At 63.2% G+C, this 24,729-nt stretch carries 22 protein-coding genes and 1 tRNA gene; 10 read left to right on the forward strand and 13 right to left on the reverse strand.

Annotated elements, in window-relative coordinates; translation table 11 throughout:
• Positions 1 to 3: 3 nt before the first annotated feature.
• Positions 4 to 1,158: an acetylornithine deacetylase gene (argE, locus tag WLQ66_RS02870; RefSeq protein ID WP_340544852.1), complete on the forward strand. Its 1,155-nt coding sequence runs from the start codon at positions 4 to 6 to the stop codon at positions 1,156 to 1,158.
• Between the two features lie 27 nt (positions 1,159 to 1,185).
• Here the strand turns inward: argE and WLQ66_RS02875 are convergent, their stop codons facing one another.
• Positions 1,186 to 2,517 carry a GH1 family beta-glucosidase gene (locus tag WLQ66_RS02875; protein WP_340544853.1) on the reverse strand — a complete coding sequence of 444 codons (1,332 nt, stop codon included), beginning with the start codon at positions 2,515 to 2,517 and terminating at the stop codon, positions 1,186 to 1,188.
• Positions 2,518 to 2,556: 39 nt separating this feature from the next.
• Positions 2,557 to 3,585 carry a substrate-binding domain-containing protein gene (locus tag WLQ66_RS02880; RefSeq protein WP_340544854.1) on the reverse strand — a complete coding sequence of 343 codons (1,029 nt, stop codon included), beginning with the start codon at positions 3,583 to 3,585 and terminating at the stop codon, positions 2,557 to 2,559.
• A 247-nt stretch (positions 3,586 to 3,832) separates the two neighbouring features.
• Between WLQ66_RS02880 and WLQ66_RS02885 the strand changes: the two genes are divergently transcribed.
• From WLQ66_RS02885 to WLQ66_RS02905, 5 genes are all read left to right on the forward strand, one after another.
• Complete coding sequence (locus tag WLQ66_RS02885; RefSeq protein ID WP_340544856.1) at positions 3,833 to 5,185, forward strand: ABC transporter substrate-binding protein; 1,353 nt, start codon at positions 3,833 to 3,835, stop codon at positions 5,183 to 5,185.
• Positions 5,186 to 5,325: 140 nt separating this feature from the next.
• Positions 5,326 to 6,333: a carbohydrate ABC transporter permease gene (locus WLQ66_RS02890; RefSeq protein ID WP_260102984.1), complete on the forward strand. Its 1,008-nt coding sequence runs from the start codon at positions 5,326 to 5,328 to the stop codon at positions 6,331 to 6,333.
• Positions 6,334 to 6,345: 12 nt separating this feature from the next.
• Positions 6,346 to 7,494, forward strand: coding sequence for a carbohydrate ABC transporter permease (locus WLQ66_RS02895; RefSeq protein WP_340544858.1), 1,149 nt, complete (start codon positions 6,346 to 6,348; stop codon positions 7,492 to 7,494).
• Positions 7,495 to 7,559: 65 nt separating this feature from the next.
• Positions 7,560 to 9,218, forward strand: coding sequence for an alpha-amylase family glycosyl hydrolase (locus WLQ66_RS02900; RefSeq protein WP_340544860.1), 1,659 nt, complete (start codon positions 7,560 to 7,562; stop codon positions 9,216 to 9,218).
• Between the two features lie 31 nt (positions 9,219 to 9,249).
• Positions 9,250 to 10,341: an ABC transporter ATP-binding protein gene (locus tag WLQ66_RS02905; protein WP_340544861.1), complete on the forward strand. Its 1,092-nt coding sequence runs from the start codon at positions 9,250 to 9,252 to the stop codon at positions 10,339 to 10,341.
• A gap of 22 nt (positions 10,342 to 10,363) precedes the next feature.
• Here the strand turns inward: WLQ66_RS02905 and WLQ66_RS02910 are convergent, their stop codons facing one another.
• The 3 genes from WLQ66_RS02910 to WLQ66_RS02920 are packed head-to-tail and all read right to left on the reverse strand — an operon-like array spanning position 10,364 to position 13,490.
• Positions 10,364 to 11,443 carry an ABC transporter substrate-binding protein gene (locus WLQ66_RS02910; protein WP_340544862.1) on the reverse strand — a complete coding sequence of 360 codons (1,080 nt, stop codon included), beginning with the start codon at positions 11,441 to 11,443 and terminating at the stop codon, positions 10,364 to 10,366.
• Positions 11,413 to 12,828: a sensor histidine kinase gene (locus WLQ66_RS02915; RefSeq protein ID WP_340544864.1), complete on the reverse strand. Its 1,416-nt coding sequence runs from the start codon at positions 12,826 to 12,828 to the stop codon at positions 11,413 to 11,415. The genes WLQ66_RS02910 and WLQ66_RS02915 overlap by 31 nt, the downstream gene beginning before the upstream one ends.
• The gene (locus WLQ66_RS02920; RefSeq protein WP_260090142.1) at positions 12,825 to 13,490 is read right to left on the reverse strand and encodes a response regulator transcription factor; all 666 of its coding nucleotides are present in this window, start codon (positions 13,488 to 13,490) and stop codon (positions 12,825 to 12,827) included. Before WLQ66_RS02920 ends, WLQ66_RS02915 begins: the two co-directional genes overlap by 4 nt.
• Before the next feature lie 131 nt (positions 13,491 to 13,621).
• On the opposite strand from WLQ66_RS02920, the gene WLQ66_RS02925 reads away from it, so the two are divergent.
• From WLQ66_RS02925 to WLQ66_RS02935, 3 genes are all read left to right on the forward strand, one after another.
• Positions 13,622 to 14,599, forward strand: coding sequence for a Bug family tripartite tricarboxylate transporter substrate binding protein (locus WLQ66_RS02925; RefSeq protein ID WP_260090143.1), 978 nt, complete (start codon positions 13,622 to 13,624; stop codon positions 14,597 to 14,599).
• 148 nt (positions 14,600 to 14,747) lie between these two features.
• The gene (locus WLQ66_RS02930; protein ID WP_340544866.1) at positions 14,748 to 15,242 is read left to right on the forward strand and encodes a tripartite tricarboxylate transporter TctB family protein; all 495 of its coding nucleotides are present in this window, start codon (positions 14,748 to 14,750) and stop codon (positions 15,240 to 15,242) included.
• Position 15,243: 1 nt separating this feature from the next.
• Positions 15,244 to 16,761 (forward strand): tripartite tricarboxylate transporter permease, encoded by a 1,518-nt coding sequence (locus WLQ66_RS02935; protein WP_340544868.1) that lies wholly within the window; start codon positions 15,244 to 15,246, stop codon positions 16,759 to 16,761.
• 58 nt (positions 16,762 to 16,819) lie between these two features.
• Here WLQ66_RS02935 and WLQ66_RS02940 read toward each other — a convergent pair whose 3' ends face one another.
• From WLQ66_RS02940 to WLQ66_RS02970, 7 genes are read right to left on the reverse strand one after another with little or no spacing between them, the layout of a single operon-like run.
• Entirely contained in the window at positions 16,820 to 17,752 is a 933-nt protein-coding gene (locus WLQ66_RS02940; RefSeq protein WP_340544869.1) for an AEC family transporter, read from the reverse strand.
• A 51-nt stretch (positions 17,753 to 17,803) separates the two neighbouring features.
• A complete protein-coding gene (locus WLQ66_RS02945) occupies positions 17,804 to 18,601 on the reverse strand; it encodes an MBL fold metallo-hydrolase (protein ID WP_340544870.1) in 798 nt (265 codons plus the stop codon).
• Positions 18,601 to 19,422, reverse strand: coding sequence for a TatD family hydrolase (locus WLQ66_RS02950; protein WP_340544871.1), 822 nt, complete (start codon positions 19,420 to 19,422; stop codon positions 18,601 to 18,603). The genes WLQ66_RS02945 and WLQ66_RS02950 overlap by 1 nt, the downstream gene beginning before the upstream one ends.
• 44 nt (positions 19,423 to 19,466) lie before the next feature.
• Positions 19,467 to 20,588 (reverse strand): DNA polymerase III subunit delta', encoded by a 1,122-nt coding sequence (locus tag WLQ66_RS02955; protein WP_340544872.1) that lies wholly within the window; start codon positions 20,586 to 20,588, stop codon positions 19,467 to 19,469.
• A complete protein-coding gene (gene tmk / locus WLQ66_RS02960; RefSeq protein WP_340544873.1) occupies positions 20,585 to 21,289 on the reverse strand; it encodes a dTMP kinase in 705 nt (234 codons plus the stop codon). Before tmk ends, WLQ66_RS02955 begins: the two co-directional genes overlap by 4 nt.
• The gene (locus WLQ66_RS02965; RefSeq protein WP_340544874.1) at positions 21,286 to 22,476 is read right to left on the reverse strand and encodes a D-alanyl-D-alanine carboxypeptidase family protein; all 1,191 of its coding nucleotides are present in this window, start codon (positions 22,474 to 22,476) and stop codon (positions 21,286 to 21,288) included. The genes tmk and WLQ66_RS02965 overlap by 4 nt, the downstream gene beginning before the upstream one ends.
• A gap of 52 nt (positions 22,477 to 22,528) precedes the next feature.
• A complete protein-coding gene (locus tag WLQ66_RS02970) occupies positions 22,529 to 23,458 on the reverse strand; it encodes an SPOR domain-containing protein (protein WP_340544875.1) in 930 nt (309 codons plus the stop codon).
• A 333-nt stretch (positions 23,459 to 23,791) separates the two neighbouring features.
• Here WLQ66_RS02970 and WLQ66_RS02975 point away from each other — a divergent pair.
• A tRNA-Ser gene (locus WLQ66_RS02975) sits at positions 23,792 to 23,881 on the forward strand.
• 75 nt (positions 23,882 to 23,956) lie between these two features.
• On the opposite strand, the gene cobF is transcribed toward WLQ66_RS02975, so the two are convergent.
• On the reverse strand, positions 23,957 to 24,724 hold the full coding sequence (gene cobF, locus WLQ66_RS02980; RefSeq protein WP_340544877.1) for a precorrin-6A synthase (deacetylating): 768 nt from the start codon (positions 24,722 to 24,724) through the stop codon (positions 23,957 to 23,959).
• Positions 24,725 to 24,729: the final 5 nt, after the last annotated feature.

Below are 24,729 nucleotides of genomic sequence, written 5' to 3' on the forward strand. Positions count from 1 at the left end.
CCGGTGATTGATGAGACCACCCGGATCCTGTCGGATCTCATTGCCTTTCCAACGGTCTCGGCTGACAGCAATCTGGAGATGATTGCCTATCTTGCCAACCGGCTTGAGGACTGCGGCGCCAGTGTTGATGTGCTGTTTGATGCCAGCGGTCAGAAGGCAAATCTCTTCGCCACGCTTGGCCCGGACGCCGATGGCGGGATCGTGCTGTCAGGCCATAGCGATGTGGTGCCGGTGACCGATCAGGACTGGATCAGTGACCCCTTCACGATGGTGGAGCGCGACGGGCGGCTCTACGGACGCGGCACCTGCGACATGAAAGGTTTCATCGCGGCGACCCTCGCCATAGCGCCGCAGTTCGCCGGGCAGATCGGCAAGCGTCCCCTGCATTTCGCCTTTACCTACGACGAGGAGGTGGGCTGCGTCGGTGCCGGTCATCTGGTTCAGACGCTGCGCGACCGCGAGATCAGGCCACGACTGGCCCTGATCGGTGAACCGACAAGTATGCGCATCATTGAGGGCCACAAAGGCTGCCACGAATACACCACACGTTTTCAGGGACTTGAGGGTCACGGGTCGGATCCGTCACGAGGGGTCAATGCGGTGGAATACGCGGTGCGCTATGTCAGCCGCCTGCTCGATCTGCGCCTGGATTTGCAGCAGCGTACCCCGCCGGACAGTCGATTTGATCCGCCCTGGACCACGCTGAACATCGGTGCGCTCAACGGTGGCAGCGCGCATAATGTCATCGCATCAAAGGCGCAGGTCGATTGGGAGATGCGTCCGGTCCAGCAGGCCGACGCCGACCATGTGAAGGACACGATGGCACGCTATTGCCACGATGTTCTGCTGCCTGCCATGCGCGCGGTCTACCCCGAGGCCAGCATCGACACCGAGGTGGTGGGAGAGGTGGCAGGGCTGGTCCCCACCACGCGGAATGAGGCCCGCGACATCATGGCGGAGCTGCTGGGCAGCAAGAGCGCGGATCTGGTGCCCTTCGGCACCGAGGCGGGCTTGTTTCAGGCGCTGGGTATGGATGTGGTCGTCTGCGGGCCAGGGTCCATCGCGCAGGCGCATAAGGCGGATGAATACCTCGCCATTGACCAGCTCGGGCAATGCCTCAGCGTGCTGGACCAGCTGGCAGCGCGGCTGGCGGACTGACGCTAGCCCGCGATCGAAGCACCGGCATCATGGCCGGGGTGCCAACGCCGATTGCAGCGCGCGGTATGATGCCTTGGGGGTGCGGGTCAGCGTGTCGAAATCCACATGTATCAGCCCGAACCGTTTCTCATACCCCAGCGCCCATTCGTAATTGTCCAGAAGCGACCACAGGAAATAGCCCTGCACCGGCACGCCATCCGCAATGGCACGGCGCACCGCGTCCAGATGGTCATCGACAAAGGCAATCCGGGCGTCGTCCGGCACGGTGCCATCTGTCACCATATCCGCGTTGGCCATGCCGTTTTCGGTCACGATCAGCGGCAGATCGCCTGTATAGTCGCGCGCCGTCCGGGTCAAAAAATCATAAAGCCCCTGCGGATAGATCTCCCATCCCATCTGGGTCTTGGGCAGCGGGCCATCGACCTCGGCGTAATGGGGCCAGGCGCCGCTGCCCGGCGCAATCAGCTTGCGGGTATAGTAGTTGAGGCCGCACCAGTCGACGGGGGCTGAGATGGTTGCAAAATCATCCTGCCAGCCGTGCGGCAGATGCGGTTCCAGCCCTTCCAGCGCCAGATCCGGGTAGCGCCCGTGAAAGGCACCGCCAAGGAAAAAGCCATTGTAGATCGCATCATAGCGCGCAGCGGCCTGCCGGGCGGCCTCGCTGTTGTCGGCGGGGGCTGCCCATTCCAGATTGAACACGGCGCCAAGGTTCTCCATGCCAAGGCCGCGCATCGTTTCGATGGCGGTGCCATGGGCTACCATCACATGGTGCATCGCCCGCGCCGTTGCCCGGATATCACGCAGGCCGGGCGCATGATGGCCAAGGAAATGCGACAGCCAGCCTACGCACCATGGTTCATTGATCGGCGCCGCGGAATACATCCGGTCGCCAATGCGGCCCATGATGACCGCGGTAAAGTCGCCAAACCATTTGGCGATATCGGCGTTGCGCCAGCCTCCCATATCGGCCAGCGCCTGAGGCAATTCCCAGTGGTAGAGCGTCACGCAGGGTTTCAGCCCCCGCTCCAGCATCGCATCCGTCAGCCGGTCGTAGAAATCCAGCCCGTCGGGGTTGGGTGTGCCACGCCCCTCGGGCAGAACCCGCGCCCAGCTGGTGGAGAACCGGTAGCAGTCAAACCCGGCAGCCGCCGCCAGATCCAGATCCTCAGCGTAGCGGTGGTAATGATCGCAGGCGCGCTGGCCGTGCTCGGCTCGCACTACATTGCCGGGGGTGGCGGCGAAACTGTCCCAATGGGTCGCCCCGGCGCCGCCAAACCCGTGTCCTTCGATCTGATAGGCTGAGGTTGCCGCGCCAAAGAGAAAACCCTCGGGGAAGTCCTGGCGGCTGTTGCGTAACATGGCGGCTCTCCTGATTGGATGGTGCGGGCAGCGGTGAGTCTAGCGCGACGGCGCAGGCCCGGTGGAGCGGCCAACCGTCAGCTGCGCTTCCAGCAGGCGTGTCAAAGGGGCGTCACCCGGATCGCGGATCTGCGCCAGCAGCAGGTCGGCCAGCTGTCGGCCGGCCTCCTGCACAGAAGAAAGCGTCGCGGTGAATTGCGGCAGCTCATCGCCATTGCGCAGATAGGAGAGATCATCGTCATGGGTGATCACCGAAATATCGCGCCCCATCTGGCGCCCCGAATCCTCGATTGCGCGGCGCACACCCATCGCCGGGATGATCGACGACACCAGATAGGCGGTGGGCGGATCGGCCATGGCCTGAGTGTGTACGACGGTGCGGTGACCGTAGCTCTCGGTCATTTCCTCGGCAAACATCAGCGCGGGATCCAGGGGGATGCCCGCTGCGGTCAGCGCGCATTCGTAGCCTGCGCGACGGCGCCATGCGAAATCCATGCTCTCCAGACCATTGACCAGACAGATCCGCCGATGCCCGAGATCGAGCAGGAATTGTGTCGCCCGTTCAAAGGCGCTTTTGTTGTTCACATCCAGCCAGCTGTACGGCCCCTCCAGATCGGAGGCCCGGCCATGCACCGCAAAAGGCAGGCCAATATCGCGCAACAGTGCAATCCGCGGGTCCGACATGCGCGGCGCATGCAGCACGATGCCATCGACGTTCCGCTTCGCCGCCATCTCGCGATAGGCCTTTTCCTGTTTGCTGTCCTCGACCAGCGACAGCACCATGTCATAGCCGGCCTTGGCGTAGCTCTCGCCCGCTCCGGCGATGAAATCGCCAAAGATCGGGTTCACCATCTCATGCTGCGATGACAGCGGAATCACATGGCCGATGGCCATTGCCCGCCCGGTTGCCAGCGCCTTGGCGCGGGTGTTGGGGCGGTAGTTGTGCTGCTCCGCCGCCGCCGCAACCCGCCTGCGGGTGGCTTCGCTTACTTCGGGAAACCCATTCAACGCACGGCTGACCGTTGTCTGTGACAGGTTCAGATGGGCGGCCAGTTCCTTCAGATTCATACGGAAAGTCTCCAAAGCGCTTTGATATTTCGGGCGCATATCGCAACGCAGTGCTCATGCTCAGGTAGTTATGGCAGGGGTGAGGTGAGGCTGGCAAGGGCCGTTTGAATTAAGAGATAAGAGGTGTTTCTTGGTAATTTGTTGACAGCGCCGCGCGAATCTAGAAGTGTAGCGAAATCCAAAGCGCTTTGGATAACCGGATCAAACAGGATCTGGCAGGGCGTTGTGATTATCGGGAGGAAATATCATGAAACGCAGGCTTACTGCCGCTGCGGGCGTGTTGGCATTGACAGCCGGACTTGCGCAGGCCGACGGGGCGCTGACCTTTCCGGTCGGTGAGGGAGAGTTCAACTGGGACAGCTTCGAGGCGCTAAAGGCGACCGATCTTGCCGGTGAACAGGTCACCGTCTTCGGACCCTGGCTTGGCCCCGATCAGGCACTGGTCGAGAAAGTGCTGGCCTATTTTGCCGAGGCTACCGGCGCCGATGTGCGTTACACCGGCTCCGACAGTTTCGAACAGCAGATCGTCGTGGACGCCGAGGCCGGCTCCGCACCCAACATCGCCGTCTTCCCGCAGCCGGGACTGGTGGCGGACATGGCGCGGCGCGGCTTTATCTCGCCTCTGGGCAGCGACACCGCCGACTGGGTGCGTGAAAACTACGCCGCTGGCGACTCCTGGGTCGATCTCAGCACCTTCAAGGGGCCGGATGGCAACGAGGATCTCTTTGGCCTGTTCTACAAGGTCGATGTGAAATCCCTTGTCTGGTACGTGCCTGAGACCTTTGAGGATTTCGGCTACGACGTGCCGCAGTCGATGGAAGAGCTGAAGGCGCTGACCGATCAGATGGTCGAGGATGGCAATACGCCCTGGTGTATTGGTCTGGGGTCCGGTGGCGCCACGGGCTGGCCTGCGACTGACTGGGTCGAGGATATGATGCTGCGCACCCAGGACCCGTCCGTCTATGACCAATGGGTCAGCAACGAAATCCCCTTCACCGATCCCCGCGTCATCGGTGCGATTGAGGAATTTGGGCATTTCGCCCGCAATGACGCCTATGTTTCGGGCGGGGCAGGGGCGGTGGCCTCCACAGATTTCCGCGACAGCCCCAAGGGCCTTTTCGCCAGCCCGCCGCAATGTCTGATGCACCGTCAGGCGTCCTTCATCCCTGCCTTCTTCCCCGAAGGCACCGAGGTGGGGCTGGATGCGGATTTCTTCTACTTCCCGGCCTATGAGGAAAAGGATCTGGGCAGCCCGGTTCTGGGGGCAGGCACCCTGTGGTCGATCACCAACGACAGCAAGGGCGCGCGCGCCTTGATGGAATTCCTGAAATCCCCTATCGGACATGAGGTCTGGATGGCGCAGCAGGGCTTCCTGACCCCGCACAAGGGCGTCAACACCGACCTTTATGCCACTGATACGCTGAAAAAGATGGGCGATATCCTGTTGTCCGCAGACACCTTCCGCTTTGACGCATCGGATCTGATGCCCGGCGCGGTCGGCGCGGGTTCCTTCTGGACAGGCATGGTCGGCTACGCTGGCGGCACCCCGGCAGAAGAGGTCGCGGCCGAGATCCAGTCCTCCTGGGATGCTTTGAAATAAGTCACAGGTGCGGGCTGCCTCTACCCGGTCGGCCCGCACCATTTGCAGTTTTCCCATCGAAGATCCGCGCCGATCTGCCCGCCTGCGTTGCTGCCGGGGGCTGATCTGCCCACTCCACCCCACCGCGAAGGGAGTTTCTCATGCACCCAGCCATTCAGGGCCTGCTCACAATCGCCTTTGGCGTCGGAGGGTGTGTCGGCTATTTCTACTTCTCCAATCTGGTGCTGGACCGGGTGATCTTTCCGGCACGCGGTGCGCATATCGCCCGCAATATCCGCCGCGCCAACATGATCCGACCCTGGCTGTTCCTGTTGCCCGCCTTGCTGGCGCTGGGGCTTTATCTGGCCTATCCGGTGGTCGAGACGCTGCGCCTTTCTGTCAGCGAACGCCTGCCCGGTGGCGGATCTGAATTCGTCGGCCTTGCCAACTACCAGCAGATGCTGGCCGAGGCGAAATTCTGGGAAGCGCTCAAGAACAATTTCCTGTGGCTTCTCGTGGTGCCTGCCGCCTCGACCGCCTTCGGCCTGCTGGCCGCACAGCTGACGGACCGGCTGGCCTGGGGCAATATCGCGAAGTCGCTGATCTTCATGCCGATGGCGATCTCCTTTGTCGGGGCTGCGGTGATCTGGAAACTGGTCTATGACGCCCGCCCCGAGGGCACCGAGCAGATCGGCGTTCTGAACGCGCTCTACATCTATTTCGGCGGCGACGGGCCGATGCAGTGGCTGACCATCCCGTTCTGGAACAACTTCTTCCTGATGATGGTGCTGATCTGGATCCAGACCGGTTTTGCCATGGTGATCCTGTCGGCAGCCCTGCGCGGCATCCCCGAAGAAACCGTTGAAGCCGCCATCGTGGATGGGGCCGGACCGTTTCAGATCTTCTTCAAGATCAAGGTGCCGCAGATCATGGACACGATCGTCGTCGTCTGGACCACCATCACCATCGTTGTGCTCAAGGTCTTTGACATCGTCTTTGCCATGACCAACGGCCAGTGGGAGACGCAGGTTCTGGCCAATTACATGTACGACAAACTGTTCCGCGCCAATGACTGGGGCGTCGGCTCCGCCAGCGCCATGGTCATCATGCTTCTGGTCCTGCCGATCCTGGTCTGGAACGTCTACAACGCCCGCCGCGAAATGCGCTGAGGAGAGACCGCCATGACAATGATTGCCGGACAAAAACCTGCGCTGACCTGGGCCTTACGCCTTTCTGTGGTGCTGCTCGTAGGGCTGTGGCTGTTCCCGACGCTGGGCCTCTTGGTGTCCTCCTTCCGCACCGCCGATCAGATCGCGACCAGCGGCTGGTGGCGCGCGATGTTCCCCAGTGAACAGAACCTGACCCTGCGCATTGACCCGCCCAGCGAACAGCTGCGACAGGGAGATCTCTTTGTGATTGAGGGCCGCCTCTTTGCCGAAGACACCAGCAGCGAGATTTCCGCCTGGGGCACCTCGGCGCGCGAGCCTGCCGCCTATCAGCCCGGTGAAACGGCCGAGCTGCGCCGTGGCGGCACCCTGTCGGTTGCGGCAGATGGCGCCTACCGGTTCGAAAGCACCGAGGAAATCAGCGGCAAACGCGGCCCCCGGGTGTTTGTCACCGCAACCGTGCCGCCGGAATTCACGCTGGAAAACTATGAAACAGTGCTCATCTCTGGCAATTCAACCGACAATATGGCCAAGGCATTTTTCAACACGCTAACCGTCACCATTCCGGCAACCATCATCCCGATCCTTGTTGCCGCCTTCGCGGCCTATGCGCTGGCGTGGATGGAATTTCCGGGCCGCGCCCTGCTGGTGGCGGCCATCGTTGGCCTGCTGGTGGTGCCATTGCAACTGGCGCTGATCCCGCTGCTGAAATTCCACAATGAGATCGGCATCGGCAAAGGCTACATCGGCGTCTGGATGGCCCACACCGGCTTTGGCCTGCCGCTCGCGATCTACCTTTTGCGCAACTACATGGTCGGCATTCCACGCGATATCATCGAAAATGCCCGTGTCGATGGCGCGACCGATTTCATGATCTTCACCCGCATCATCCTGCCGCTGTCCTTTCCGGCGCTGGCCTCATTTGCAATCTTCCAGTTCCTGTGGACCTGGAACGACCTTCTGGTGGCCATGGTGTTCCTGATCGACGCCACCGGGGAAACCACCGTGATGACCAAGCAGATCGTTGAGCTGCTGGGCACCCGTGGCGGCAATTGGGAGATCCTCGCAACCTCCGCCTTCGTCTCGATTGCGGTGCCGCTCGGTGTCTTCTTTGCCATGCAGAAATACCTCGTCCGTGGCCTCCTTGCAGGCTCGGTCAAGTGACGTGATCCGCAGGCCGGATCACACCGGTCCTGCCTCTTACTCTACAGACTATGGAAACAGCTGATATGAACGCTCAAGCTCAACTCGACCCGGCACAGGTTCTCGCCGCTGACCCCGATTGGTGGCGCGGTGCAGTGATCTATCAGATTTACCCGCGCAGCTATCAGGACAGCAACGGCGATGGCATCGGTGACCTCAGAGGCATCACCCAGCGCCTGCCGCATATTGCTTCGCTTGGGGTGGATGCGATCTGGATCTCGCCGTTCTTCACATCCCCGATGAAGGATTTCGGCTATGACGTCTCCGACTACTGCGACGTTGATCCGATGTTCGGCAGCCTGTCCGACTTTGACCAGCTGGTCGCAACGGCGCACGGCCTGGGCCTGCGGGTGATGATTGATCTTGTGCTGTCGCATACCTCTGACCAGCACCCGTGGTTCGGCGAAAGCCGCCAGAGCCGCGACAATGCCCGCGCTGACTGGTACGTCTGGGCCGACCCGCAGCCCGATGGCACGCCGCCGAACAACTGGCTGTCGATCTTTGGCGGCTCTGCCTGGCAATGGGATCCCCGGCGGGAACAGTATTACCTGCACAACTTCCTTGTCTCGCAGCCGGATCTGAATTTCCATTGCCCCGCCGTGCAGGACGCGCTGTTGGATGTGACCCGCTTCTGGCTGGAGCGCGGCGTTGATGGCTTCCGTCTGGATACCATCAACTTCTATTTCCACGACGCTGAGCTGCGGTCGAACCCGGCCCTGCCGCCAGAGCAGCGCAATGCCACCATCGCGCCCTCGGTAAACCCCTATAATCACCAGGAACATCTCTACTCAAAGAACCAGCCGGAAAACCTGGCCTTCCTTGGCCGGTTCCGCGCGCTTCTGGATGAATACCCGGCCAAGGCGGCCGTGGGCGAGGTGGGCGACGCGCAGCGCGGTCTTGAGATCATGGGCAGCTACACGGCAGGCAACAGCGGCGTTCACATGTGCTACGCCTTTGAGCTCCTGGCCAAGGATGTGCTGACCGCCTCCCGGCTGGCCGAAGTCTTTGCCGAGGTGGACCGCGTTGCGGCCAGCGGCTGGGCCTGCTGGGCGTTTTCCAACCACGATGTGATCCGCCACAGCAGCCGCTGGGATCTCAGCCCGGAGGCGCAGCGCCTGTTCACCACCATGATGATGTGCCTGCGCGGCACCACCTGCATCTATCAGGGCGAGGAGCTGGGCCTGCCAGAGGCAGACATCGCCTTTGAAGATCTGCAGGACCCCTATGGCATTGAGTTCTGGCCCGAATTCAAGGGCCGCGACGGCTGCCGTACGCCAATGGTCTGGGAACCGTCAAACAGCGCAGGCGGCTTCAGCGAAGGCAAGCCATGGCTGCCCGTCTCGCCCGAGCATCTCAGCCTGAGCGTCGCCAGTCAGGAAGCCGACCCGCAGGCCATGCTGCACCACTACCGCCGCGCCATCGCCCTGCGCAAGGCACATCCGGCGCTCGCGGTGGGCACTCATGACCAGCTGCGGGCAGAGGGCAATGTCGCCTTCTTCACCCGTCAGGACCGTGACGAGGTGATCTTCTGCGCTTTCAATCTGGGGGACACCCCGGCAGAGATCACCCTGCCGGAGGGCACATGGCGCAGGCCCGACACCGACATCGCCCTGGCCGACCTGCCGCAAAGCGGCGCCCGTGTCGCGCTGGCACCGTGGCAGGCCTGCCTTGCGGTGCGGGTCTGACAGAAACGACGAGCAGGGGAGGGACCAGTAGATGGCAAACCTGAAATTGACCAATGTCGCCAAGACCTACGGGGGCGGCGTCGAGGTCCTGAGAGATATCAATCTCGATATCAAACAGGGGGAGCTGATCGTCTTTGTCGGCCCCTCCGGCTGCGGCAAATCCACCCTGCTGCGGATGATCGCGGGGCTGGAGCGGATCAGCGGCGGCACGCTGGAAATCGACGATGCGGTGATGAATGATATCCCGCCCGCCCAGCGGGGCATCGCGATGGTGTTCCAGTCCTATGCGCTCTATCCGCATATGACCGTTCGCGACAACATGGCCTTTGCGCTGAAAATCGCCAAGAAAAGCAAGCCTGAGATCGACGCCGCCATCGACCGCGCCGCCAAGATCCTGCAGCTGGAGCCTTATCTCGACCGCCTGCCCAAGGCGCTGTCGGGCGGGCAGCGCCAGCGGGTCGCCATCGGTCGCTCCATCGTGCGTGATCCGAAGGTCTATCTCTTTGACGAGCCACTCTCAAATCTGGACGCGGCCCTGCGGGTCGCCACAAGGATCGAAATCGCCCAGCTGAAAGAGGCGATGCCGGACAGCACCATGATCTATGTGACCCATGATCAGGTGGAGGCGATGACGCTGGCCAGCCGCATTGTGGTTCTGGCCGACAAAGGCATCGCACAGGTCGGCACGCCACTGGAGCTGTACCAGCGCCCGGAGAATGAATTTGTGGCCCAGTTCATCGGCTCGCCCGCAATGAACCTCATTCCCGGCACTGTGATCGCCACTGGCCCACGCACCACCGTGCGGCTCAACAGTGGGGAAGAGGTCATCGCCGATATCCCCACGACCGACGCCGATCAGGGGCTCGCGGTGAATGTCGGCGTCCGGCCCGAGGATCTGGTCGAAACCGGCACAGGCGGCGCGCTGATCGACAGCCGCGTCGATATTGTGGAGGCTCTGGGTGAGGTGACGGTGCTCTACATCGCCGCAGGTGAGGGCAAGGATCCCCTGATTGCGAAACTCCCCGGCATTCACAAGGGGTTGCGCGGCTCCTCTGTGCGGCTCTACGCCGACCCGGCCAAGCTGCATCTGTTCCACAACGGCCAGTCGCTGCTCTATCGTTGAGCGGTGCGGGCGGCAGGCGGGCTTATTTCTGCAACACGGTGCTGCGCCATTCTTCGATAAAACGCGCCCGTTTCAGCCGGTCCAGAAACACCAGCAGCCCCGGTCCCATCTGGATCGGGCGCAGCGCCGCCTCGGGGCTGGCGGCCCCGGTTGGATACCTTGGGAACGGATAGGCCGGATCGCGGCTGCTTCCCCAGGCCGCGCGCAGCAGATGGTCGATAAAGGCGCCGGCCAGATCCGGCCGCTCAGCCCCCTTCAGAACCACTGCGGTGCGCAGCATCATGTTGGTGTAATCCTGCGGATCCACGATTTCGATCCGATCCGCCAGATCATCCCGCGCGCGGGCGTAGCTGCCCAGCACGTTATAGGCAATCGCCAGATCTCCCCGCGCGACCGCCTCGATCATCTCGCTGGAACAGCAATAGAGCCGCAGGTCAAGACTGCCGAAAATCTCCATCATCCGCCAGAAACTCTCTGAGGTGCGCAGATCCTGCGTCGCAAACAGATAGCCAAGGCCGCTGGTCTCGACATCATAGGTGCCGATGCGGCCCCGGAACCGGTTGGGGTATCGCCGTAAGAGCGACATCAGCGCCTGCCGGCTGCGCGGCATCTCCAGCCCCTCAAAGGCCGCCGGAGACAGCACAATCGACGCAGGCTCCTGCGAGAAGGCAAAGACATGGTCGCGCCAGTTGCCCCAGACCGGCAGCTGCGCCGTCGTGGTGGAGCGGTGCGCCAGTGTATAGCCGTCATTGGCCAGTTTGGTCTGCAAATCCAGCGCCGAGGAAACGGCCAGATCAAACGGCGCGTTCTCCTCCACGACCGCCCGCATCAGCTCGGCACTGCTGACAGCAACATAGTCCACCACCACGGTCGGTCGCGTCCGCAGGAAGCTATCGACAAGCGGCGCCAGCAGATCGGTGTCTGTGGTTGACAGAACCCGCAGCAGATCCGGTGCCGCCTCGGCTGCGGCAGGCCCAAAGCGACGACGATCTTCGATTTCAAACGCCTGCGCTGCGATCCCCAGCTGAACAAGCGCCAGTAGCGCCAGACACAGACCCCGCACCGGGCGGCTCACGACAGCGGAAAATACAAGGATACGCATGATCCCTCCCGTCTTGGGGCCGCCGCTGGCGGGCCGGTGGTGGCCTCGCTGGGGGCAATGCTCAGCCGTCCGCCATGGGCCTCAACCACCTCGCGCGCGATGGTAAGGCCAAGACCGGAGCCGATGGTGCCTTCGGCGTTTGTGCCACGGGCAAACCGCGCGGTCAGCGCGTCGGTGTCGCCATCCGGAAACCCACCAGCCTCATCGATGATGCTCAGCCGCAGCGCCTGTCCCTCCCGGCGCAGGATCACCTGCACGTCGCTTTCGCCCGGCGCATATTTGATTGCATTGTCCAAGAGGTTGCGCACCGCGTTCTGGATCAGGATCGGATCACCCGACAGGGCCGGTGTCTGCGGCAGGTCGCAATGCAGCGCGATATCCTTCAGCTCGGCAATCGGACGAAGCCGGTTCAGAAGCTCCCGGCAGAGGGCCCCCAGATCCACCTCTTCGCGCAAGAGGCTGTCAGTGCGAAAGGTCACCATCGCATGATCCAGCAGCTGACCCGCCGCGCGCGAGCTTTCGTCAATTGCGCGGATCATCTCGCGCAGCGAGGCGCGGTTTTCGTCCCGCTCAACCCGGCGCAGCGTGATCTCCGCCTGCGTGCGCACAGTGGCCAGCGGCGTGCGCACCCGGTGCGCGGCCTCGGCGATGAAATCCTCCGACCGAGACAGCGAAATCCGCAGCCGGTCGATAAACCGGTTGAGCGAGGACACCAGCGGGATCATCTCCGAGGGCACGGGCCTGCGCACCGGGCGCAGATCCTTGGGCCCGCGCCGCGACACCGCCCCGGCAAGTTCGGCCAGCGGCCGCACACTGGATTGCGCCGCCCAGATCGCGAGGACTGCGGCAATGACAAAGAAACCGACCCCCAGCTGCAAGGCGCGGCGTGTCAGCTGCGCCAGCTGCGCCGATTGCCCCTCGCGGGTCTGCGCCACCGAAATAATCAGGTCGGATGCCTGCCCGCCCAGCGAAACCCGCCGCGCCAGCGTCACCATCCGAATGCTGTCGCCCTTGTAGCTCAGCGTTTGAAACCGGGGCGCCCCCTGTCGCGGCAACGGGTCGGGTCGGGGCAGGTCGTCGTAACCGGTCAGCACCAGCTGATCCTGCGCGACGCGATAAAATACCCGGTCATTGCTGACGTTGCCCAGCATCGACAGCGCCGCATAGGGGATATCCACTGTCACATCGCCCGAGCGGACCGAAACGGAATCCATGATCGAGGTGGCCGAGGCCTGTAGAATGCTGTCATGGGTCTGCTGCGACACATCGCGGGTGAAGACCAGCACGATAAAGAACAAGAGCGACGCCAGAAAGGCCGCACTCCCCACCAGTTGCAGCGTGAGACGCCGCCGGATCGACCCACTGGTGCGGATGGCCTCGCTCATGCAAGCGACATCCGGTAGCCAAGGCCGCGCACCGTGGTGATCTCCACCTCAGATCCGGCCAGATGCTTGCGCAGCCGCGCCACATAGACCTCGATCGCATTTTCCGAAACGTCCTCCTCATAGGAGAACAACCGGTCCACCAGTTTCGACTTGGAAAAGATACGGTCCGGCGCGTTGATGAAAATCTCCAGCAGCCGCAGCTCCTTGTTGCGCAGCGATACGGTTCTGCCGCCCACCGTCAGGGTTCCGGCAAGCGGATCAAAGATCAGCGCACCGAATCGTTTCTGGTTGGAACTGCCGCCACCATGGCGCCGCAGCACCGCCCGGCAGCGCGCCTCCAGCTCGGAAAAATCAAAGGGTTTGGTGATGTAGTCATCCGCCCCCAGATCCAGCACACCAACCCTGTCCGACACCTCGGACCGTGCCGTCAGCACGATCACCGGCGTTGTGCCCTGACGGTTGCGATGGGATTTCAAGAAGCTGCGGCCATCCCCGTCTGGCAACATAATATCCAGTAAAATCAAATCGTAATCCGCGGTCGCCGCATAGTCATCCGCCACCGCAAGATCGGGGGCGTGATCCACCACATGGCCATCCATCCGCAGCCGGTCCTCGACGGCGGCCGCAAGGCTCAGATTGTCTTCAACCAGCAAGAAGCGCATGGGAGTCCATTCATCCAGGTGGCCGGGCAGGTGGCGGCTGCATCGGGTGTGACAGGTTTGTGTCAGCTTAACGTGTTCCCTTCCAGTCATGAGCGGCCAAGCCGCCATTTGTCAAATGGGAGGACAAACAGATGAAAACGACTTTGACCCGGCGCGCCCTGATGGCGGTGACCGCTGCGACACTGGCCTTTGCGGCGCCGGTTTCCGCAGATGAGATGGTGGACAGCATCCACTTTCTGATCCCCGGCGGCGCAGGCGGCGGCTGGGACGGCACCGCGCGCGGCACCGGTGAGGCGCTGACCAAGGCGGGGCTTGTGGGCAATGCCTCCTACGAGAACATGTCCGGCGGCGGCGGTGGCAAGGCGATCGGCTATCTGATCGAAAACGCCGAGAGCAACCACGGCACCCTGATGGTGAACTCCACCCCGATTGTGATCCGCTCGCTGACTGGTGTCTTCCCGCATAACTTCCGTGACCTCACCATGGTCGCAGGCACCATTGGCGATTACGCGGCCATCGTGGTGGGCAAGGACAGCCCGATCAACTCCATGTCCGATCTGATCGCCGCCTATCAGGCCGATCCGCGCAAGACCGCCATCGGCGGTGGCTCGGTACCCGGTGGCATGGACCATCTGGTTGCCGCAATGGTGATGAAGGCCGCAGGCGAAGAGCCGACGGCGGTGAAATACATCCCCTATGATGCAGGCGGGGTTGCCATGGCGGCGCTGCTGTCCGGTGAAATCGCAGCACTCTCCACCGGTTTCTCCGAGGCGATTGATCTGGCCAACGCAGGCGAGGTGAAAATCATCGGTGTCACCGCCGAGGACCGCGTGCCGGCCTATGCAGACGCCCCCACGATGAAAGAACAGGGGATCGACGCAACCTTCGTCAACTGGCGCGGTTTCTTTGGCGCCCCCGGCCTTCCGCAGGAAAAGGTCGACGCCTATCGCGCGGCCCTGGCCAAGATGTATGACACCCCCGAATGGGAAGAGGTCCGCGCCCGCAACGGGTGGGTCAACATCCACAACAGCGGCGATGATTTCGTCAGCTTCCTGGAAGGTCAGGAAGAAGTCATCAAGAGCCTGATGCAGGAACTCGGCTTCCTCTAAGTCTGGCAGAGCAGACAGGCGTCCGGTCCGAGAGGTGTCGGGCGCCCGCCTCTGACGACAGAAACCGGCGGCGCAGATCTTCGGGAGGAGCCGCGCTGCCTCTCAGGTTTCATTCTGAACATATCTCACCAAAGGGGGGGAGAGCCTCATGGCGCTCGACCGATGGATCGCGCTGGTCATCCTCATGATCAGCCTCGCCTATGGCTACACGGCCTTTTTCACCATGGACGAAGGGCTGCCGCCGTTCATGAAATTCAATGCCATCTGGCCCAGCACCTTCCCCAAGGGGTTGTCGGTACTGGCGGTGATCTGTGCTTTGATCATCCTGCTGTCGCCGCAGAAATCCGATGCAGGCCCAAAGACGGGTGACATCGATTACCGCCGCCTGCTGGATTACAAGCTGGGGCAGGCCGTTGCACTGCTGGCGATGATGGCGATCTATGCACTGGCGCTGCGCCCGGTTGGGTTCCTGATCGCAACCGTCGGCTTTCTGGTGATCAGCGCCATGATCCTGGGCGAACGCAAGCTGCATATCCTGATCCCCATCGCCGTCCTTGCGGCAGGCGTGGTCTGGTATCTCGTGCAGGGGGTGCTGGGCATCTACCTACGCCCGCTGCCGCTCTTCCTTGGCAATGGAGTCTGATATGCTGGACGGTATTCTGATCGGCCTCGGCACCGCCTTTTCCCTCAGCAACCTGCTGATGGTCATCGGTGGCTGCCTCATCGGCACCTTTATCGGCATGTTGCCGGGTCTCGGCCCGATGAGCATCATTTCCATCATGATCCCGGTGGCGATTTCCATCGGCGATCCTTCGGCGGCGCTGATCCTGCTGGCCGGGGTCTATTATGGCGCCATCTTTGGCGGCTCCACCTCGTCAATCCTGATCAACGCGCCGGGCGTGGCCTCGACAGTGGCAACGTCCTTCGATGGTTACCCGCTGGCGCGGCAGGGCAAGGCCGGCAAGGCGCTGACCGTGGCCGCGATCTCCTCCTTCTGCGGCGGCACTATTGGTGCCGTCCTGCTGATGATTTTCGCGCCTGCACTGGCCAGCGTCGCGCTGCTGTTCCACTCCGCCGAATACTTCGCCTTGATGGTGGTGGGGCTGTCGGCCATCGCCGCCTTTGCGGGGACCGGCCAGGTGGTGAAGGCGCTGCTGATGACCGTGCTTGGCCTGATCATGGCCACTGTGGGCGAGGGCGCGCTGTTCAACATGCCCCGCTTTACCATGGGCATCATGGATCTTCAGTCGGGCTTCGGTTTCATCACGCTGGCGATGGCGATGTTCGCCCTGCCGGAGGCGCTTTATCTGGTGCTTGATCCCAGCCGCTCTGCCAGCGAAGGCGGCAGCAGCGAGATCAAGGATCTGCGCATCACCAGAGCGGAGGCCAAGTCCATCGCGCCGGTGATTGGCCGTCAGTCGATCCAGGGCTTTCTGATCGGCGTCCTGCCGGGGGCCGGAGCCACCATCGCTTCCTTCCTGGGCTACGCGGTGGAGCGCAATATCGCGCCTAAGGACGAACAGAAAGAGTTCGGCAAAGGCTCGATCAAAGGCCTCGCCGCGCCCGAAAGCGCCAATAACGCGGCCTGCACCGGCTCCTTTGTGCCACTGCTGACGCTGGGCATTCCTGGCTCCGGCACCACTGCGATCCTTCTGGGGGCGCTGATTGCGCTCAATGTTTCGCCCGGTCCGCGCCTGATGGTGGATGAGCCGGAGATCTTCTGGGCCGTGATCATCTCGATGTATGTCGGCAATCTGGTCCTGCTGATCCTCAATCTGCCGCTGATCCCCTATATTGCCAAGGTGCTGGCGGTCCCGCGCAACTACCTGATCCCCTTCATCTTCTTCTTTACGCTGATGGGGGCCTATATCGGGCAGAACAATGCGACAGAGTTGCTGATCCTTGTGGGTTTGGGGATCTGTGCCACGGTGCTGCGCTTTGCCGACTATCCGCTTGCGCCCTTGCTGATCGGCTTCATCCTGGGGTCGATGCTGGAGGATAATTTCTCCCGCTCGATGCAGCTCTATGATGGGCTGGGCTTCCTGATGGAACGCCCGATGACCATCGGCCTGCTGGGGCTGGCAGCCATTCTGGTGATCCTGCCCAGCTACCGCGCCCGCCGCGCGCGGCTGCGTCAGGCCGGGGTGGCGGACGGCGACTGACGGGCGCCATGGAAACAGACCATCGGGGGCGCTGCGGCGCCCCTGTTTGTTTGCCCCCTCAGCCCAGGATCAGCAGCCACAGCCAGACTGTCAGGATACAGCTGCCGGTCGCAATCAGCACCGAGGAGGCCGCCACCCGTTTCGCGCGCCCATACATATTGGCAAAGATATAGGCGTTGAACCCCGGCGCCATGGCCGCGTTCAGCACGCCGGAGCGGAACAGATCCGGCTGCACCTTCAGCGCCGTGCCCATGCTCCAGACAATTGCCGGATGCACCATCAATGAGATCGCGCAGACAAAGCCAATGGCGCGCAGATCGCCCTCTGGCCGGTATTGCACCAGCACACCCCCCAGTGCGAACAGCGCCGCAGGCAGGGCGGCGCGAATGACCAGCGACAGCGCCTCATCCACCGCCTGCGGGATCCACAGGCCCGAGAGATTGACGACAAACCCCAGGGCGATGCCCAGGATCAGCACATTCTTGAACATCGCGCTCAGCACGGCCTTCACGGTCTTGCTGCTGCCAGCGCCCCGGCTGCGCACGATCTCCATCACCGTGATCCCCAGCCCGTAGCAAAACGGCGAGTGAAAGGCGATGATCGCATAGTTGCCGGTCAGATTGTCGGCACCATAGGCCCGTTCCGTGATCGGCAGCCCCAGCAGGACCGAATTGGAGAACAGGCAGCAAAACCCGATCGCCACGCAATCTTCCCAGTCGCGTTTGAAAATCAGCCGCGCGCCCGCCATGCCCAGACAGAAACAGGCCGCGGCGCCGGTGTAGAAACTGATCAGCAGGCGCGGATCGAAACTCGCCGACAGATCGAGCGTCGCAATGGCGCGGAACAACAGGCAGGGGATGGCAAAGCTCTGGGTGAATTTCATCAGCCCATCGACATGACTGGCCTGAAAATACCCCCGCCGGGTGGCGATATACCCCGCACCGATGACCAGAAATACCGGCAGGATGACATCAATCAGGCTCTGAAACATGACGTGCCTTCCTATCGGCGGGAGAGGGGTCTGCCCACCGGCGGACGCGGATCAGATCGGGTATTCGATCACCATCCCGTCATAGGCCGGGTCGATGTGATCGGGGGTCTCTGCGGCGACCTCGGCATAATCGAGATCAATGTGCATATTGGTCAGCACCGCGCGTTTTGGGGCCATCCGGTCGATCCACTCCAGCGCCTCGTCCAGAGACAGATGGGTGGGATGTGGCTTGCGGCGCAGCGCATCCAGAATCCAGCAGTCCAGATCCTGCAATTCCACCAGCGCGCTGTCAGGGATCTTGGCCACATCCGGCAGATAGGCCAGATCGCCAATGCGGAACCCCAGCGCATCCATGGAGCCGTGGTTGACCTCAAACGGGCGCAGGGTGATATCGCCACCGGGGCCGGAGATGGTCAGCGGCCCATCAATGCTGCGCAGGTCCAGAATGGGCGGGTAGGGAGAGCCTTCAGGCTGCACAAAGGCATAGCCGAACCGCGACAGCAGCGCGTTCTGCGTTTCACCATCGGCATAGACCGGAATGCGGTCGCGCATGTTGAAGACGATCATGCGCAGATCGTCAATGCCATGCACATGGTCGGCATGGGAATGGGTGTAGACCACCCCGTCCAGCCGCCCGATACCACTGTCCAGCAACTGGCTTCGCATATCCGGGGAGGTGTCGATCAGCACCGTTGTGGTGCCCTCCGGCCCCTCACGCTCCACCAGCAGCGAACAGCGCCGCCGGGTGTTGCGCGGATTGGTCGGGTCGCAGGCACCCCAATGCCCGCCAAGACGCGGCACCCCACCGGAGGAGCCGCAGCCCAGAATGGTAAAGCGCAGCACGCCCATCAGGCGGCAGCCTCATATTGGGCGACTTTCCAGAACAGCCGGTCAAAATTCGCCTGCGTCTGCGCGGCAAAATCGGCGTAATCCACACCAAACACCTCGGCACCCACGCGGGCGGTATGGGCGGTATAGGCCGGCTCATTGCGTTTGCCGCGATAGGGTGGCGGCGCCAGATAGGGCGCGTCGGTTTCCACCAGAATACGCTCCAGCGGGGCGGCGGCAAAAATATCGCGCAGCTCCTGGCTCTTGGGGAAGGCGGCGATGCCCGACATCGACAGGTAGAACCCCAGATCCAGCGCCGCCCGTGCCAGTTCGGGCGAGGAGGAGAAACAGTGCATGACGCAGCTATAGGCGCCCTTGGCCATCTCATCGCGCAGGATCATCGCCATATCATCATCCGCCGCGCGGGCGTGGATGATCAGCGGCAGGCCGGTTTCCCGCGCTGCCGTGATATGGGTCCTGAGCGAGGTCTTCTGCACCTCCGCACTCTCAGCGGTATAGTGATAGTCCAGCCCGGTCTCGCCGATGCCGACAAACTTGGGATGCTGGGCCAGCGTCACCAGCTCATCAACCGACACCAGCGGCTCATCCGCGGCGCTCATCGGGTGGGTGCCGGCGGCATAGAACACCGGCGCATGCGCTTCGGCGATGGCGCGCACGGTGGGTTCATTGCGCAGCTTGGTGCAGATAGTGACCATCCGGGTGACACCGGCCTCTGCCGCGCGCGTGATCAGCGCGTCCAGCTCGCCCTCGAAATCGGGGAAATCCAGATGGCAATGGCTGTCCGTGATGGACGGGGGCATGGGGGAAAGGCTCTCGGTCATCTGTGCTCTCTGTCGCGTCCTGCGGGGCGGTCCGGTCGCCCGGATCAGCGCGCCGCAGTGTCCTGCATCTTGAAAACCGTATCTAGAACAAGTGCTGCGGGGTCAAGGTTCACCGCCTGACCGTGGCGCATCCGGGCTGTCACCTGCGCTGCCAGATCCGCCCAGGCCCGCGCCTTCTGCGGTGTTGGTGAAAGCCGCGACAGCACCGCGGCCTCCTGCGGGGCGGCCTCCGGCTGCGGTGCCATTCCGGTGGCCCCGGTGCGCGCCAGCCGCGCCAGCGCGGTGTCGATCAGTGTCAGCAGCAGCTCGAATTTGTCGGCCGCACCGCGCGCTGCGGCCTGTTCCGCCAGCGCCATGGCGCGCTGCCGATCCAGCCGGGGCATACTGTCCAGCAGCCGCACCACATCGCTATAGGCCTGTAGGCCGCCAAGGTTCAGCAGCCGCAGCGCCGCCCCGACAGAGCCATTGGCCAATGCGGCCAGATGATCGGCCTGACCGGGCAGCTCGGCCCCCGCCTGATTGAGCGCAGCCAGCATATCCTCAGGCCCCAGCGGCGAGAGCCGCAGCAGGCGACAGCGCGACCGGATCGTCGGCAACAGCCGCGAGGGCTGATGCGACACCAGCAAGAGCGTCGTGCGGGCAGGCGGCTCCTCCAGCATCTTCAGCAGCGCGTTGGCGGCACTGGTGTTCATCTCGTCGGCGGCATCGACAATCACCACCCGGCGCCCGCCGTCAGTTGCCGACAGGCCAAAGAACTTGTTCAGTGCGCGGATGTCATCGACCACGATCTGATCGCGCAGCTTTCCCTTGTCGTTGATGCTGCGGGTGATCGAGGCCAGCCCCGGCTCCGCCAGCGCCTGAATACGGTGCTTCACCGGGTGGTCCGCGCCAATCTCCAGCGAGGTGGCAGGCGGCGGCGCGCCAAACAGACCGGCATCCTCCGCCGGGGGCTGCGCCAGCAGAAAGGCCGCGATCCGCCAGGCCAGCGTCGCCTTGCCCACACCCTGCGGTCCGGTCACGAGCCAGCCGTGATGCAGCCGGTCCGAATTGAAGGCGGTCAGGAAATCCTGCTCTGCCTGATCCTGTCCGAACAGTTGAACCGTCTCGCGCGGGTGCGGCGCGCCAAGGGTCTGATCCGCGCGCAGGGGGGCGTCATCCTTGCTCATCTCGCCGCGCCATTCTCTGCGGCGGCTGAGGTCACGCCGGGCAGCGACGGGGTGACGGTCGCCAGGACATCCTCGGCCACCAGCTCAATCGGGCGGTCCCCGTCAATGACGCGAAACCGGTCGGCAAACTCCTCCGCCAGCGCCAGAAACCCTGCGCGCATCTGCTGTTGCAGATCCAGACCGAAATCCTCGAACCGCTCCTCGCTGCCCTGACGCCCTTTGGCGCGGGCCAGCCCCTTGGCCGGATCCATGTCGATCAGCACGGTCAGATCCGGTTCCTGCCCGATCATCAGCGCGTGCAGCTGGTCGACGCTGGCGCGCAGATCGCCGCGCGACAGCCCCTGATACATCCGGGTGCTATCGGCAAAGCGGTCGCAGACCACGACCTTGCCTGCCGCCAGCGCAGGCAGGATCCGCCGTTCCATATGGTCGCGCCGTGCCGCCGTGAACAACAGCAGCTCGGTCTCCGCAGACCAGCGGTCAGGATCCCCCTCCAGCACCAGACGGCGGATTTCCTCGGCGCCATCGGAGCCTCCCGGCTCACGGGTCAGCACCACCTCATGGCCACGCGCCTCAAGCGCCTCGGCCAGCAGCCGACATTGTGTCGATTTGCCGGACCCGTCGATGCCCTCAAAGGTCACGAACAGGCCGGGGTAAGCAGAGGCACCGCCGGAGCCAGCGGCAGGTTTGGCTGCTGTCACTGGCTGACCTCGGGACCGCTGAGGAAGCGTTTCACCAGCACCTGGGCTGCGGTTTTCACCCGCACCGGAAAGCCGCCGGTCGGAATGTCCTTCTCCGCCACCAGCGGCAGGCGCACCTCGGGCAGCTCATCCGGTTGCAGCACCAGCTCGGCCAGTTTCTGGCCCTTTTCGATGGGGGCATCAATCGGCCCGGTATAGACCACCTCGCCGGTGATTTCGCGGCCCGCAAGCGCAGGCAACAACACATTCAGATCCTCGGCAGGCACCAGCCCTACGGTTGTCTCTGCCCCGCGCCAGACCTCGGCTTCTGCGACCGGAACACCCGCTTTAGCCACCGTTTTTTTGGCAAATTGGCGAAACGACCAGTTAACGATGGCCTCGGCCTCCTCTGCGCGGGCGGTGGTGCTGTCCAGACCGGTGATCACAAAAATCACCCGTCGGTCACCCTGTGCCGCGGAGCCCACCAGCCCATATCCCGCCTCGGATGTGTGACCGGTCTTCAGACCATCCGCGCCAATGCCCAGACCCAGCAGCGGGTTGCGGTTGCGCACATTGGAGGGCGCGCGGCCATCAAATTCAAACTCCCGCTCGGCAAACAGCGGATAATACTGGGGGAAATCCTCGATCAGCTTTTCCGCCAGAATCGCCAGATCCTGCACCGACATCCGGTGCCCGGCGGCGGGCCAGCCGTTGGAATTGGCAAAGGTGGAATTCTCCATCCCCATTTCCTGCGCCCGCTTGGTCATGTAGCGGGCAAACCCCGCCTCGGTGCCATCCGGGCTCAGCGCTTCGGCCAGCACCACACAGGCATCATTGCCTGACAGCACGATGATCCCGCGCAACAGATCCTCCACCCGGACCCGGTCCTGGGTGTTGAGGAACATGGTCGAGCCCTTGTAGCTCATCGCGTGTTCACTGACCGGCAGGCGCTCATCCAGCGTCAGGCGGCCATCGCGGATCGCCTCAAACGCCACATAGAGCGTCATCAGCTTCGACATCGACGCAGGCGGCAGCGCCAGATCGGCGTTCTTGGCCAGCAGCACCGTGTCGGTCTCCTGATCCAGCACATAGGCGGCGCGGGCGCGGGTATCAAAAGCCGCCGCCGACAGCGCCGAGAGGCTGACCAGAAGGCCAGCCGCACAGGTCAGTTTCAAGGCAGAGCGAAACGGGGAGGGAAGAAAGGTCATGACAGGGTCGTCTTTCCGATTGGTCAGGTCAGGCAGCGCCGCACAGGCAGGGTCAATTGGTGACCGCATAGGCATCGGAGAAGCCGACGTCCTTTACGCTCTTCAGCAGCTGACTGCGTTCTGATTTCGATTGAGCCGGACCCACAAGCACCCTCCAGAACGGCTTGCCGTTGCTGGATTGGGCCAGGACAGAGGGCACAAGTCCGGCGTTGCGCATCTGATCGGCGGTGCGTTTGGCATTGGCCTCAACGCTGAAGATGCCGATCTGGATATAGGGTTTGCTCAGCGATGAGCTGGTCGCCGCCACCTTGGCTGTCGCAGCGGGTGCTGCGCTCACGGCGGCGGGCGCCGGGGCAATGGCGGTGGGGGCTGCGGCATCAATCGCAGCGGCTGCATCGGCAATCGGATCAAGCGGCTGGATGTCGATGTCAGCGGCATCGCTGATTGCGATATCCGCGTCATCCAGCAGCTCCGGCGCAGGTTGATCCGGGTCGGCCACAGCTTCGCGGCGCAGGGCGGTCACATTCAGCTCAACCGGCGCGCCCGCCAGCATGCCAAGCGCCTCGGCGGCATCTGAGGAGACCTGCAACCGGGGGCCGGGGATCTCCCGCTCGCGCCGGAACAGCGCTCCGATCACAAATTTGCCATTGGCCTGATTGCGGATGATCACCTGTTCGGGATCCTCGGCATCCGGATGCGCCACCCAGACCCCGCCCAGCGACGGGCGACCATCCCAGAGACCCGCTTCGGTCACCTGGAACACTTCCGGCGCCTCGACCTCTCGTTCCACCAGCCGGGTGCTGCTTGAGGGCGTGACGGCGCCCGTGTCCTGCGCCTTTGGTTTCAGAAAGGCCAGCCCGGGGCCGTCCTCGCAGGCACCAAGGATCATAAGCCCGGCCAATGCCGCAGCCAGCCGCGCCCCGCGACGCGGCGCACCGAGGCGTCGCGCGCTGTGTTTCCGTGTCGACATAGCGTGAACCATGTGTGCTTCCTTGCCTGTATCTGACGGCGTCCCGCGCCCGGTCTTGTGCTCAGCCATATGACCAGTCACCCACCCCGAGCCGGTTGCTCCGGCGTCAGCTGTTCCTGTACCGGTTGTTCCGGCGCCCTTATGCTGGGCGCAGCATAGCCGTCAGGCAATCGCATGGAAACCCTGCCGCCGCCTGCTCGGCAAGATTTCGAAGATCGCGGATCCGCCCGCCCTCCACATCCCCGCAGGGGGCCAACTGCGGCTGAGCACGGCGCTGCAGAAATGCCGCCCGCTGCAATTCCCTCTTGCCAGAACGGCAACCAGCGCCTAAACCCTGCGCCGACCGGGGAGGTGGCAGAGTGGTCGAATGCGGCGGTCTTGAAAACCGTTGAACGTGAGAGCGTTCCCAGGGTTCGAATCCCTGTCTCCCCGCCACTCCAGCCGCCCTAAGCTCAAGCGCATGGCCATAGGCATAGCCGAGCGCGAGACCGGACATCTGCGCAGCTGTTGTCAGCTGCGCCGCAGCAGGTAGATATCCATGATCCAGCCGTGATCCGCACGCGCCTTGGCACGGGTCTCGATGATCTGATCGGTGACCTCGGCCAGCGGACCCGAGATCGAAATCTCATTCGCCATGCCGGCATAGGCCGTCCACCAGATGTCGATGCCATCAGCCTCAAGAGACTGGAACGAACAGGCGCCATCCAGCATCACAACCACGGTATCCGCAGTGGCAGGCCAGCCGGCATCGCGCAGCTGTCGTCCGGTGGTGATGGTGAATGGGCCGTTGATCGTATTGATCGGGATCGCATGGGCCGCCGTCAGCGCCTGAATGGAGGTGATGCCGGGAATGACGCGCAGGGCAATCTCGGCCCGTGTTTTCAGCCGGTCCGCAATCCGCATCGTACTGTCATAGAGCGACGGATCCCCCCAGACCAGAAACCCGACCGCGCCGCCCTCGGGCAGGTGGCTGGTGATGGTCTGCCACCAGATCTCGGCAATGGCGTCGTGCCAGTCATCCACCCGTTGGCGGTAATCCTGTGTCGCCTCATCGCGCACCGGCAGGTCGAATTCCACGATACGGGGGCCATCGCCCTGCTGTCCGCGACTGCGGATCGCCTCGGCGCAGATCGCCTGTCGCAGTCCCGCCAGATCATCTTTGCCAGCCCCTTTGTTGGGGATCAGGATCAGATCCTGCGCGTTCAGTGCCTCAACGGCCTGCAGGGTCAGATGCTGCGGGTTGCCGGTGCCAATGCCGATCAGGGTGAGGTCAATCATTGCGG

This window comes from Phaeobacter sp. A36a-5a (assembly GCF_037911135.1).
GTDB classification, from domain to species: Bacteria; Pseudomonadota; Alphaproteobacteria; order Rhodobacterales; family Rhodobacteraceae; genus Phaeobacter; species Phaeobacter bryozoorum.